The sequence below is a fragment of the Euzebyales bacterium genome, from assembly GCA_035461305.1.
Classification (GTDB): Bacteria; Actinomycetota; Nitriliruptoria; order Euzebyales; family JAHELV01; genus JAHELV01.
Window position 1 is genome coordinate 1 of sequence record DATHVN010000130.1, and the last position, 12,507, is coordinate 12,507.

Annotated in this window: 12 protein-coding genes; 5 read left to right on the forward strand and 7 right to left on the reverse strand. The window is 70.9% G+C overall.

Annotated features, from left to right (window positions below; genetic code table 11):
* Both VK923_11975 and VK923_11980 read right to left on the reverse strand, forming a co-directional pair.
* Nucleotides 1–756, reverse strand: a 756-nt coding sequence (locus VK923_11975) for a cytochrome d ubiquinol oxidase subunit II (protein ID HSJ45391.1), incomplete at its 3' end; no start/stop codon positions are given.
* A 34-nt stretch (nucleotides 757–790) separates the two neighbouring features.
* On the reverse strand, nucleotides 791–2,182 hold the full coding sequence (locus VK923_11980) for a cytochrome ubiquinol oxidase subunit I (protein HSJ45392.1): 1,392 nt from the start codon (nucleotides 2,180–2,182) through the stop codon (nucleotides 791–793).
* A 147-nt stretch (nucleotides 2,183–2,329) separates the two neighbouring features.
* On the opposite strand from VK923_11980, the gene VK923_11985 reads away from it, so the two are divergent.
* The 3 genes from VK923_11985 to VK923_11995 all read left to right on the forward strand — a co-directional run bounded on the left by VK923_11985 (nucleotide 2,330) and on the right by VK923_11995 (nucleotide 5,162).
* Complete coding sequence (locus VK923_11985) at nucleotides 2,330–3,757, forward strand: DUF2252 domain-containing protein (GenBank protein HSJ45393.1); 1,428 nt, start codon at nucleotides 2,330–2,332, stop codon at nucleotides 3,755–3,757.
* A 61-nt stretch (nucleotides 3,758–3,818) separates the two neighbouring features.
* Nucleotides 3,819–4,742, forward strand: coding sequence for a zinc-binding dehydrogenase (locus VK923_11990; GenBank protein ID HSJ45394.1), 924 nt, complete (start codon nucleotides 3,819–3,821; stop codon nucleotides 4,740–4,742).
* A 57-nt stretch (nucleotides 4,743–4,799) separates the two neighbouring features.
* Nucleotides 4,800–5,162 (forward strand): helix-turn-helix transcriptional regulator, encoded by a 363-nt coding sequence (locus tag VK923_11995; GenBank protein HSJ45395.1) that lies wholly within the window; start codon nucleotides 4,800–4,802, stop codon nucleotides 5,160–5,162.
* Between the two features lie 1,086 nt (nucleotides 5,163–6,248).
* Here the strand turns inward: VK923_11995 and VK923_12000 are convergent.
* Nucleotides 6,249–6,971, reverse strand: a complete 723-nt coding sequence (locus VK923_12000) for a ferredoxin reductase (protein ID HSJ45396.1) — start codon at nucleotides 6,969–6,971, stop codon at nucleotides 6,249–6,251.
* Nucleotides 6,959–7,570 (reverse strand): sulfite oxidase-like oxidoreductase, encoded by a 612-nt coding sequence (locus tag VK923_12005; GenBank protein HSJ45397.1) that lies wholly within the window; start codon nucleotides 7,568–7,570, stop codon nucleotides 6,959–6,961. Before VK923_12005 ends, VK923_12000 begins: the two co-directional genes overlap by 13 nt.
* 603 nt (nucleotides 7,571–8,173) lie before the next feature.
* Here VK923_12005 and VK923_12010 point away from each other — a divergent pair.
* On the forward strand, nucleotides 8,174–8,659 hold the full coding sequence (locus VK923_12010; GenBank protein HSJ45398.1) for a TetR family transcriptional regulator: 486 nt from the start codon (nucleotides 8,174–8,176) through the stop codon (nucleotides 8,657–8,659).
* On the opposite strand, the gene VK923_12015 is transcribed toward VK923_12010, so the two are convergent.
* The 3 genes from VK923_12015 to VK923_12025 form a co-directional block, all read right to left on the reverse strand.
* On the reverse strand, nucleotides 8,643–9,038 hold the full coding sequence (locus VK923_12015) for an archease (GenBank protein ID HSJ45399.1): 396 nt from the start codon (nucleotides 9,036–9,038) through the stop codon (nucleotides 8,643–8,645). The genes VK923_12010 and VK923_12015 overlap by 17 nt on opposite strands.
* Before the next feature lie 30 nt (nucleotides 9,039–9,068).
* Nucleotides 9,069–10,502, reverse strand: coding sequence for an RtcB family protein (locus VK923_12020; protein ID HSJ45400.1), 1,434 nt, complete (start codon nucleotides 10,500–10,502; stop codon nucleotides 9,069–9,071).
* Between the two features lie 163 nt (nucleotides 10,503–10,665).
* Nucleotides 10,666–10,932: a DUF1876 domain-containing protein gene (locus tag VK923_12025; GenBank protein HSJ45401.1), complete on the reverse strand. Its 267-nt coding sequence runs from the start codon at nucleotides 10,930–10,932 to the stop codon at nucleotides 10,666–10,668.
* 829 nt (nucleotides 10,933–11,761) lie between these two features.
* Between VK923_12025 and VK923_12030 the strand changes: the two genes are divergently transcribed.
* On the forward strand, nucleotides 11,762–12,507 hold a 746-nt coding region (locus VK923_12030; GenBank protein HSJ45402.1), incomplete at its 3' end, for a phosphoribosyltransferase.

A 12,507-nucleotide genomic window follows, 5' to 3' on the forward strand; every position in this document is an offset into this window, starting at 1 on the left:
CAACAGCCACATCGTTGCCAGCCCGCCGACGCCCGATCCGCCGACGATCGGCAGCGCCCAGCCGGTCAGGCCGTCGAACAGGGTCGGCGCGTCCACGGCGAGCACGACGACGCCGAGGAGGGCCACCGTGCCGGTCACGACCCCCATCGCCAGGCCACGCCGCTGGAACCACGCGGTGAGCTGGGTCCGGCCGAGCCGGTCAGCGTCGCGGGCCATGAAGACCGCGGCGAGAAACGCGCACGTGAGGACCGCGAGGACCCCACCGAGGATCGACGTCGGGCTCAGCCACACGGTCGCACGATCGACCCCGCCCGTCGCCGGGACCCGTCCGGACGCGAGCGCGCCGACGGCCGTGCCGAAGAAGAACGGCGTCACGACCGACGACAACGCGAACGCGGCGCCGTAGACCTGCGCCTGGCGGACGTTGGTCGCGAACTTGCGGAACGCGAACCCCGAGCCGCGCAGGACGATGCCGAGGGCCGCGAAGCTCAGGGGCACGTACAGCGCCGAGACGATCTGCACGAAGGCCTGCGGGAACCCGGTCCACAGGTAGACGAGCACGAAGATGAGCCAGACATGGTTGGCCTCCCACACGGGCCCGATCGAATGGTCGACGAGCCGGCGGACCTCGCCGCCGCGCCGGGCGTCGCCGGCTGTCAGATCCCAGAATCCCGAGCCGAAGTCGGCGCCACCGAACACGGCGTACAGCAGCACGCCGAGGAACACGATCATCGCGACGACGTCGGGCAGCCCCACGCGTTCACCTCGCGGTCGTCATCGGTCGTTGCCGTCAGCGGACCTGCTCCGGCTCCCTGGCGTGCAGCGGTTCCGGCGGGCCGTACGGCGCCTGCAGCTCCGCCCCGGCGCGCCAGCGGGCCGCCATCGTCCGCAGCACGACGGCCGCGGCGACCGTCAGGAGGCCGTAGACCGCCGCGATGACGCCGAAGCTGACCCAGATCCACGACACGTCGGTCACCGCGTCCGCGGTCCGCTCGATGCCGTACACGATCCACGGCTGGCGCCCGACCTCGGTCGTGACCCACCCGGCTTCGAGGGTGAGCACGGCGGCGGGACCCGCGGCGACCAGCACCGACAGCAGCACGCGCGGCAGCGGGGACCCCCGCCGTCGCCACCACCACCAGCCCACGACCAGGCCGAGGCCGGCCAGCGCCGAGCCGATCCCGACCATCGTCTGGAACGCGTACCGCACGACGTTCACGGGCGGCCGCTCGCCGGTGGGCACGTCGGCGAGGCCCCGGATCTCCGCGTCGAAGTCGTTCTGCGCGATGAACGATGTCAGGCCGTCGATCGGGACGCGCAGCCCGCCGACCACGCCCTCGCCCTCGCGGTAGAAGCCGCCGATGACCAGGTCCGCGCCGCGTTCGGTCTCCCACACCCCCTCCATCGCGGCCAGCTTCGTGGGCTGGAGGTCGGCGACGCGCTGGCCGGCGAGGTGGCCGACGACCGGCTGGATGACCGCGGCGACCGAGGCGAACGCCAGCGGTACCCACACACCCAGATGGTGGTAACGGTCGGTCCGGCCGCGCAGCATCCCGGCCGCGTAGACGGCCGCGACCAGGAAGCCGACCACAATGAACGCCGCCACGTACATGTGCACGTACTCGTGCGGGAGCGCCGCCGTGAACATCGCGTCGAGGGGCGACACGTCCGTGACCTCGCCGGCGGCCAGCACGAAGCCCTCGGGGCTGTTCATCCACGCGTTGACCGACAGGATGAAGAACGTGCCGGTCGCCCCCGCGATCGCGACGGGCACCAACATCAGCGAGTGCACCCGGCCGGGCAGGCGGTCCCACCCGTACAGGTAGATGCCGAGGAAGATCGCCTCGGTGAAGAACGAGATGCCCTCGAGCGCGAACGGCAGGCCGATCACGTCGCCGAACGGGCCCATCAGCCCGGGCCACAGCATGCCCATCTCGAAGCTGAGGATCGTGCCCGAGACCGCGCCGATGGCGAACAGCACGCCCGCGACCTTCGACCAGCGCCTGGCGAGCCGCAGCGCATCGTTGTCGCCCCGCAGCCCGCGGCGGTGCAGCACCAGGATCATGAGCGGGAACACGACGCCGAACGCCGCGAGCACGATGTGCCATCCGAGTGACAGCGCCATCTGGTAGCGGGCCGCCAGCAGATCCGTCGCCGAACCGGTTGCCGCCAGCAAGCCCATGGGTCAGCTCCGCTCCCGATCGTGCTCGACTCGATCGTAGCGTGACCCGGCTGCGTGCCGTGCGCCCGTCCGGCGGGCCGCTGGTACGGTTCGAGCGCGCACCCGCGAGAGCGGGGCAGGCGACGCAGACGCCACGGAGGTGCCCTGGTGAGTGACGTCCCGCAAGCGCCGACAGGCCACGTCATCCTGGCGACGGCCGACAGCACACCGTACGCCTCGGTGCGCGGCCGCCCCATCCCCCGTGCGCAGCGGCGTGCGCTCGGCAAGGCGCTGCGGCGCGAGACGCCGCATGAGTCCCTGGGCGACTGGTCCCCGCCGCCGGACCGCCGTGACGTGGTCGACCAGCTCGCCGAGAACCACGAGGGACGCATCGACTGGCTCGTGCCCGTGCGGGTCGGACGGATGGTCGCGTCCCCCTATGGGTTTCTTCGGGGGTCGGCGACGGTCATGGCCGAGGACCTGGCCCACCTGCCCGCGACCGGCATCATGCCGGTGATCGGTGGCGACGCCCACTTCGGCAACTTCGGCTTCTACGCCTCGCCCGAGCAGCAGCTGGTGCTCGACATCAACGACTTCGACGAGGCCCACCCCGGCTGTTGGGAGTGGGACCTGCGCCGGCTGTGCGCGAGCGTGTGGGTGGCCGGACGGGAGAACGGCGCGGGCGAGGACGCCTGCGCCGAGGCGGTCATGGCGTGCAGCGCCGCCTACCGCAACCAGTTGTGGCAGCTGTTCGAGCAGCCGCTACTGTCACGGTCGTTCCAGCGGCTCGACCGCGAGCAGCTCCGCGAGCTGGCGTCGACGTCGTCGCTGCGCAAGCGCATCGACAAGGCGGCGAAGCGAGCACGGAGCCGCACCAGCGACCGCGCCCTGCCCCGCTTCACCGAGGAGCACGGCAGCGGCCGAAGGATCATCGAGGAGCCCCCGCTCATCACACGGCTCGACGACCGTGAGCGCGAGCTGCTGGCGGAGGCCCTCGACCGCTACCTGCTGACGCTGGCCCCCCACTGGCGTCGGGTCGTCGGCGGCTACACCGTGATCGACATGGCGCACAAGGTCGTCGGCGTGGGCAGTGTGGGCCTACGGGCCTACGTCGCGCTGCTGGAGGGCAGCAGCCCCGACGACGTCCTCTTCCTCCAGCTCAAGCAGGCACGGCGGTCGGTCATCGCCCCGTTCGTCCACGGCGACCAGGCCTGGCACGACCACCAGGGGCAGCGCGTCGTCGAGTACCAGCAGGCCCTGCAGACGGTCAGCGACCCGCTGCTCGGCTGGACGACCGTCGACGGGCGCCAGTACTACGTCCGGCAGTTCCGCAACATGAAGGGACGCATCCAGCTCGACACGATCAAGCCGACCGCGATGGTCGACTACGCCGGCATCTGCGGCCGGCTGCTGGCGAAGGGCCACGCACGGACGAGCGGTGCCTCGATGATCGTGGGGTACCTGGGCAGCTCCGACAAGGTCGACGTCGCGCTGTGCCGCTTCGCCCGCGGCTACGCCGACCAGACCGAGCGGGACCACGAGGCGCTGCTCACCGCGGTCGCGGCCGGACGCATCGCTGCCGTTCACGGCGTCTGAGACCACCGGCGGCCACCCGCTACCGTGGGCCGACCCGCGTCCCCGCCGCTTCGGAGACCTCGTGCACGGCTTCATCACCGACCCGACCGGGCAGGACGGCCTCCGGCTCGCCCACGACCTGCCCGAGCCGGAGCCCGCCGCGCACGAGGTGGTCGTCGACGTCCGCGCGTTCGGCGTCAACCGCGGCGAGCTGTTCCTCCTCCGACAACGCGCCGACGGGTGGCGGCCCGGTCAGGACCTGGCCGGCGTCGTCGCGCGCGCAGCCGACGACGGCACGGGCCCCGTGGCAGGGACATGCGTCGTCGGCGTGGCCGACGGTGGCGCCTGGAGCGAGCGGGTCGCCGTGCCCGCGCACCATGTCGCGGCGCTGGACGCCGGCGTGCCGTTCACCGAGGCGGCCGCGCTGCCGATCGCCGGCCTCACCGCGCTGCGCGCGCTGCGACACGGTGGCGCCGTGCTGGGACGCGCTGTGCTCGTCACCGGTGCGACCGGCGCGGTTGGCAGCCTCGCCGTGCAGCTCGCGGTGGCGTCCGGCGCACGGGTGACCGCGCACGTCAGTGGGCCCCACCGCGAGCAGGTGGCCGCCCACCTCGGCGCCGCGTCCGTGATCTGGGCGTTCGACGACACGACGGGCCCGTACGACGTGGTCCTCGACGGCGTCGGGGGTCCGGTCCTGCAGGCGGCGGTGCACCATCTCGCTCCAGGTGGCATCGCGGTGACCTACGGCACGATGGCGGGATCCGCGGAGCTCGGCCTGAGCGACTTCCGCCCGGCCCCTCTCGCCCGCGTCGTGGGGTTCTTCCACCACCTGCCCGAGGAGACGAAGGGCGAAGACCTGGCGATCCTTGCGGCGCTGGTCGCTGACGGCCGCCTCCGTCCGCAGCTCGGCGTGGCCCGCGACTGGGAGCACACGTTGGAGGTGCTCGGCCTGTTGCGCGACGGCGAGGTGCGTGGCAAGGCGGTGCTCACGCTGGGCCATCACTAGCAGACGACGGCGGACACTGCTCTGGCGCGTGGAAGATGTCTTCCTATACTGTAAGCCATGCGGCGCAAACCAAACACTCTGCTGCCCCTCGAAGCCGACATCCTCAACGCCGGCATGGCACTGCAACGGAGGGGCGCGCGACAGTTCTACGGGTTCCAGCTCGCCAAGCAGTTGGCGGACGCCGCGGATGCACGGCGTCTCACCGCGCACGGCACGCTGTACAAGGCGCTCGGGCGACTGGACGGTCGCGGTCTGCTGGCGAGCACCTGGGAGGATCCGCAGGTCGCCGCCGACGCCGGCCGGCCGCGACGCCGCCTTTATGAAGTGACGGGCGCGGGCGAACGAGCGTTGGCGCAGTGGCGGATCATGCACGACGGCGCCACGGTGCACGCTCTGCGACGAGGGCTTGAGCCGACGTGACCGTCGATGCGCGCGCGGCTGCGCTGGTCACGAGATGGGTGCACCTCTATACGCGCCGACTGCCCGCTGCCGTGGCGTGGGAGCGGCGGGCCGAGCTGATGAGCGACCTCTGGGAGGAAGGCGCGGAGTCGCGGGCCCAGGGCCGCCCGCCCGCCGCGACGGCAGCGTCAATGGTGTACCGGGCGCTGGCCGGTGTGCCAGCAGACATCACCTGGCGAAGTGGTCAGCTGTCGCGCCTGGTCACCCGGGAGCTTCAGCCGCTGTCGCCGCGCCTTCCGGCGACGAAGGGCCCGGGTGCCTGGCATCGTGTCAGAATCCTGCTCCGCACGCGACGGTGCCACGCGTGCGGGCGGCGGTACGAACGTCGGCGCTCGTACTACTGCCCGACGTGCAAGACGAGTCCGACACAGGGGATCGTCGACCGTACATGAGGTCGTCGGGCGGCGCCTCATCCAGCCACCCCTTGACAAAGGGAAGATATCTTCCTATAGTCGGCTCATGGTAGACATGCGGAGTCGGCCTCCAGACCGCCGAACGGTTGGACAGGTCCGTGCTCGATGGCCCAGCCGGCGTTGTCACGCGTGTGGAGAGCGCCACAGGCGCGACCTGCGGCGCTGTCCCGTGTGTCTCGCCACACGGTACGACAGTGCAGTCGACCGCGGCCCCCGGCCGGTGCCCGTTCCTGAGGAGTAGGCCGCGACCGGGCTGAGGAGGCGTTCGATGGACAAGGCGACCGGCACCCGGAACCGGCAGTTCCGCTTGACCGCACGGCTGCGCCGATGGCGCACACACTTCCATTGCTTGGCCTGTGGTGAGTACTTCCCACGCAACAAGCCCTACTGTCCGTACTGCAAGACCCGCAAGGGCGGCCGCGGACAGAACATGCCCCCCGCCGGCTCGTTCTAGGTCGAGATCGTTCCACGGACAGCAGTCGTTCGTCGAGGTTTCGACGGTCGCGGGGACGGCGGGTGGCAGCTCGGCCGGGGTCGAACAGGTGGCACAGCCCTGTACACACGGTGGTCACCTCGGAGCAACGCCGAGAAATCTCGAGCGCGTGCTGGACCGTGGCCTGGATGGACGGCGGGGTCAGCCGGTGGGACCGAAGCGCTCGGTCCGGACCGCGGCCGGGTCGAAGCCGCCGTCGACGAGCAGATCTGCGGCGGCCTCGACGAACCCGTGCGAACCACAGACGAACGCCGTCCCGGACGTGATGCCGGTCCGCGCAAGCAGCTCGGCGTCGACGCGGCTCGTGTGTCCCGTCCAGCCGGCGGGTGCCTGTCGTGTGAACGTCAGCAGCGTCTCGTCACCCAGCTCATCGGCGTAGATCACGTCCACAGCGGAGCGGACCGAGTAGACGAGCCGCATGGGCGCATCGGGCATCGTCCGTCGCCTGTGCCGCAGCATCGCCATGAGCGGCACCACACCCGAGCCTCCACCCACGAGCAGCGCGGGCGACTCACCGCGCCACACGAAGTACGAGGCGAACGGGCCGCGGACCTCGACCTGGTCGCCCACTTCCACGACCTCGTGGAAGTACGTCGACACCTCGCCCTCGTCGAGCCGGTCGATCGTCAGCTCGACGCCCCCGGCGTCCAGCGGCGATGAACCCACCGAGTACGACCGCTGCGCCTGGTAGCCGTCCGGGGCAGTCAGACGGACATCGTAGTGCTGCCCCGGAAGGTGCGGCATCCACAGCGGCAGCTCGATACGGAAGGTCTTGACCCGCGGCGTCTCGTGGCGGATCGCCGACACGGTTCCGATCTGCCACCGGCCAGGCGCCCGCGGCGCGACGGTGTTCAGTCGTTCCAATACCGCTCCTGCCTCCACGGGTCGCCGCGGTTGTGGTAGCCGTTGGCCTCCCAGAAGCCCGGTTCGTCGTGGTCCATGATCCGCAGGCCGGCGACCCATTTCGCACTCTTCCACAGGTACAGGTGCGGGACCAGCAGCCGGACCGGACCCCCGTGGGCCCGTGGCAGCGGCTCGCCCTCGTACTCCGTGACGATCCACGCCCGGCCACCGGTCAGGTCCTCGACCGGGAGGTTCGTCGTGTAGCCGCCGTACGAGTGCGCCATCGCGTAGCCGCCGAGGGGTTCGACCTCGTCGAGCAGCACGTCCAGGGACACGCCGCGGAACGTCGTGTCGAACTTCGACCACTTGGTCACACAGTGCAGGTCCGTGCGCACGGTCTCGAACGGCAACTCGCGGAACTGCTGTGCCGTCCACGTGCGCGGCTCGGCGACCATGCCGTCGATCCGCAGCTCCCAGTCGTCCACGCCGACCCGCGGTGTCACACCGGCCGTCAGCACCGGGAAGCCCGTCTCGACGTACTGCCCGGGTGGCAGCCGGTCCGCGTACTCCTCCGGCACACGCCGACGTCCGCCGAACCCGCGGGAGAGAAAGCCCGTCATCGTGTCACCTCTGTGTCCGCGTTCCATTGTCGCCGATCGGACATCGGCCCACGGCTCGAGGCCCACGGCGTCGTCGTCGAGCCGTGACGCACGGCCACGGTCGTCACCACCGTGCTCGCGGTCGGCAGCACGGCACGTCCGGCCGTGTCGAGGTTGTCGGCGTGGTCATCGTGGCTGAGCAGCACGGCGTCGATTGGTGGTAGGTCGGCTGCAGTGATGGCGAGCCTGACGACCTTGCGCGACGAGGGCCCCACCCGAGCTCGTACCGCCGGCCGGGTAAGTCGAACGTCTGACGTTGCTCGAGCGCGGTCGTAGTCGTCGAGTCGTCAGATGGTCACCGCAGCCGACGTCTGGAGATCTGTGATGGCCAGGACCTACCAGGGACCGAGAGACCGGCTCTGGTTCGACCGGAGTTTCGAGTGGGTTGGGACGCTCAAGCCCAAGGCGACGCGGCGGCGCTGAGGTTGCTGTGCCGTCGGGCGCTCTCGCTTGCTGGTCTCCCGGGCACCCCGCAGTGTCCGAGGTTCGGTGGCAACCGCACTGCGGCCGTCGTGAAGGCACAGACTTACCTCGTACGGTAGAGTGCGTCGGAGAGGTGGATCCATGGCTCCGCGCACCGACGTCGAAGCGACGACCGAACGGCCCCGGATCCCGCTGAGCCGGGGACGGGTGTTGCGCGCCGCCGTGGACGTCGCCGATCGCGGCGGGCTCGAGGCGCTGACGATGCGCCGGCTCGCCCAGGAGCTCGGGGTCGAGGCGATGTCGCTGTACCACCATGTCGCGAACAAGGAGGCGGTCCTCGACGGCGTCATTGAGGTCGTCGTCGGCGAGATCCTCGAGGGCGTGGATCGTGCGGATGCGCCGGCTCCGGACGACGACTGGCAGTCGGCGATGCGTGCGCGGATCGTCGCCGCCCGCGAGGTGCTCCTGCGCCACCCCTGGGCCCCCCGTCTGCTCGAGACGCGGACCACGATGAGCCCGATGGAACCTATCATTCCATCGTTATGGCGGGATGAGATGACACGCCTTGCCGTCCCGATGATCGCCGTTCAATCTCACACGGTTGCGGCGTTCACACGTCGACCGTGACCCGGCAGCGCCAGGCCCCGGCGTTGCGCCGCAGTTCCATTCCGTGGTGGGTGATCGCTTTGGGAACGGCTCCGCGCTGGTCAACGGCGGCGGCGGACGCAACGTGGAACTCGCCGTGCAGACCGCCGTCGGCAGCCGCCGTGACGGCGACGTCGACCGGCACCCGGTCCTCGGCGTCGAGCAGGTACAAGACCTCTTCGAGCAGGGCGACCAGAAGGTTCTCCCCGCTGTCTGCCGGGAAGGAGCGCGGCACGCTGGCTGACGCGGTGACGTCGCCGACGTCCGCGAAGGTCGCGACGAGGCCCAGCACGGCGTGACGCAGGCAGGCATCGCGGGTCGGCCCCCACGCCTCGACGATGACGTCGGCGGTGTGCGGCAACGATCGATGACCCGACGACGCCTCCACGGATCAGCCTTTCACCACGCCGAGCGGTCGCAGTCGGGCGACCTTGCGGCTGAGTCCGGCCTCCTGGCAGGTGTCGACCACCTCGTCGACGTCCTTGTAGGCGAAGGGGGCCTCTTCTGCCAGGCCCGCCATCGCACCTGGTCGCACGGCGACGCCGGCGGCCTCCAGCTCATCGCGCAAGGCGCGACCGCCGATCCTGCGACGGGCGGCGTGGCGGCTCATCACCCGCCCGGCGCCGTGACATGTGGAGAAGAAGGCGTCGCCGCCGGTGACGCCGACCAGCACGTGCGACGCCGTCCCCATGGACCCGGGCACCAGCACGGGCTGGCCGATGTCGACGAGATCATCCGGCAGGTCGGGGTGACCGGGCGGCAGCGCCCGCGTCGCGCCCTTGCGGTGCACGCACACGGTGCGTCGCTGCCCGTCGATCGTGTGCGTCTCGACCTTGGCGAGGTTGTGCGACACGTCGTAGACGAGATCGACGCGACGGTCACCGGTCGCGGCCGCGAACGCGTCACGGGTCGCCTCGGTCAGCAGCTGGCGGTTGGCGCGCCCGTAGTTGGCGGCCGCGGCCATCGCACCGAGATAGGAGCGGCCCTCGGGCGACGCCGCAGGCACGCACGCCAGCTGGCGGTCGGGCACGGTGATCCCGTACCGCGGCATCGCCCGATCCATGACCTTGACGTGGTCCGAGCAGACCTGGTGACCCAGCCCCCGCGATCCGCAGTGAATCATCACGCACACCCGACCGGGGTCCAACCCCAGCCGGGCGGCGACCGCACGGTCGTACACGACATCGACGACCTGCACCTCGAGGAAGTGGTTGCCCGATCCCAGGCTGCCGACCTGGCGGGCGCCGCGGTCCAGCGCGCGCTCGCTGACCGCGTCGGCGTCGGCGTCGGCGACGACCCCGCGATCCTCGCAGCGTGTCAGGTCACCCGGGACACCGAACCCGCGTTCCACCGCATAGGCCGACCCGCCCAGCAGCACCCGAACGAGCTCGGCGCGACCGGTCAACTGCCACACCGCTCCGCGGCCAAGACCACGCGGAACGCGTGCCGCGAGCTCGTCCATCAACCGGGGCAGCGCGGGCGACAGCTCGGCGACGGTCACCGCTGCCAGCAGCAGGCGCACGCCGCATGAGATGTCGAACCCAACCCCTCCCGGCGACACCACACCGCCCAGGTCGATGTCGGTCGCTGCGACACCCCCGATCGGAAACCCGTAGCCCCAGTGCACATCGGGCATCGCGTACGACGCCACCACGATGCCGGGCAGCGTCGCGACGTCCGCGACCTGCTCGAGCGAGCGATCCGACGCGACGTCGGGCAGCAACGCGCGGGAGGCGAACACGATCCCCGGCACGCGCATGTCGCCCGCCGGGTCGATCCGCCAGCGGTAGGCGGTCTCCGCCACGAGATCGTCAACGGTGATCATCACCACGTCCCCGGTCGCTGCACGTCACAAGAGCACGGTCGCCACCGTCCGAGCAGGGCCGAACGGCTGTGCCTTCCTGAGCCGGCCGGCCCGTCGCCGTCGCGGCGGCGCACGACAGTAAAGGGGCCACAGCTGCAGCCGCCACCACCACCGTGCCGGGGCGCTAGTCGTGCACGCGGACCGGGTGGCCCTCGCGCTCCTCAATGGCGTCGGCGGCCGCGTCCAGAAGCCTGTGGGCGAGGTCCGACAGCGCGCGAGCGGTCGCGAGTTCCTCGCCGATATGGGGCACGTTCGGATCGCTGGGATTGCGCCGTGCCCGACCCCAGCCCCCGAAGGTCGCGGCGCCGATCGTCGTGACAGCCTTGGCGTCGGTTGTGGTCTCGGTCTCGTCAACCACGACCTCGACCGTGAAGACCTTCTGATTCTCCATGGCTCCACCTCGCCGGGGCTGAAGCTAGCAACGATGCCCACACCAACCCGTCCGCTTCCAGAGGCGTGTGGCCCTGCCGCGGTGGCCCAAGCGTCCCCCGAGTCGTCCGCAGGCACCGACCAACGCTGGCCTGTCCACTGCCATTCGACCCTGGACCGTCCGCCACCGTCGATGACGGTGAGTCCCGCATGACCACGAGGAGCGGAGTGCGCCATGAGCGGTGACGAGCACGTACCGGCCGAGATCAGCGTCGAGCCGGCTGCCGCCGGTGAAGAACACAACCACATGATCCGACAGGCCATCCAGGCGCTGTCCGGACCCGACCTCGTCGTGACCGTCGGTGCCATGTCGACCACCGTCGAGGGACCGCTGGACGACGTCCCTTGCAGCCGTCGCGCGCGCTCATCGGTTTGCGGACACCCACGCGAACCGGGTGATCACCGCGGTGCGGATCGAAAGCAGACACGGCGGCCTGCACCTGCGTGACCGCGAATCCGAGCTGAACCAGGCGCGCGGCCTGCAGCGCCCGTAGCGGCGGCGCAGATCCGCCGGTCTCACCGCGCCGTCCTGCACGGGCTCCCCCACGCGCCCATCGTGCAGCCCGATGAGAATCACGACCGGTGCCAGCGGCGGCACTGATCGTGCCACGCTGACTCCAGACGACGCGCGCCGCGATCGTCCGCGGATGGGCTCGCCACCGACAGCTGACATGACGCCACGCCTGATGGGGGGCCGCCGGCCCTTCGGCGCAGGTTGCCGTGACCTTCGCCCTGCACCGGAGGCACTGCCTCAAGGGACAGTGCAGGTGGCGACAGCCCGGGAGTCTGACATGCTGTTCACAGATCGCCGCGATGCAGGTCGACAGCTCGCGGAACGCCTCACCCGGCTGCGGGCGGAGACGCCCGTGGTGCTGGGATTGCCGCGCGGAGGGGTACCCGTGGCGGCCGCGGTCGCCGCTCGCCTGCAGGCGCCACTAGACGTGCTGATCGTGCGCAAACTCGGCTGCCCATGGCAGTCGGAGCTGGGGATGGGCGCCATCGGAGAGGGCGGTGCGAGAGTCCTCAACCACGACCTCATCGCACGGCTGGGCGTGACCGCGGCTGAGCTGGACGCTGTCGCCGCGCGTGAGCAGGCGGAGCTTGCCCGACGCGTGCGCGCCTACCGTGGAACGACAACCCGCGTCCCAGTGGCCGGAAGAGTCGTGATCGTCGTCGACGACGGCATCGCCACCGGCTTCACCGCACGCGCCGCGATCACCGTGCTCCGCCGCCAAGGCGCGCAGCGGGTCGTTCTGGCCGTTCCCGTCGCGCCGCCCGAAACCGTAGAAGAGCTGCGCGGTGTCGCTGACGACCTGGTGTGCCTGCAGACGCCGGCACAGTTCTTCGGGATCGGCGCGTTCTACACCGACTTCGCCCAGACCAGCGACGAGCAGGTCCAACGCCTGCTGTCGCAGGCGACGCAGGACGCGACCGCCGCCGCAGCGGTCTCCGCTGATCCCGACAGCTCCGATCCCGCCCGCGACGTCGAGGTCGCAGAACACGGTGTCCGCCTCCCCGGCAACCTCGCCGTCCCCGA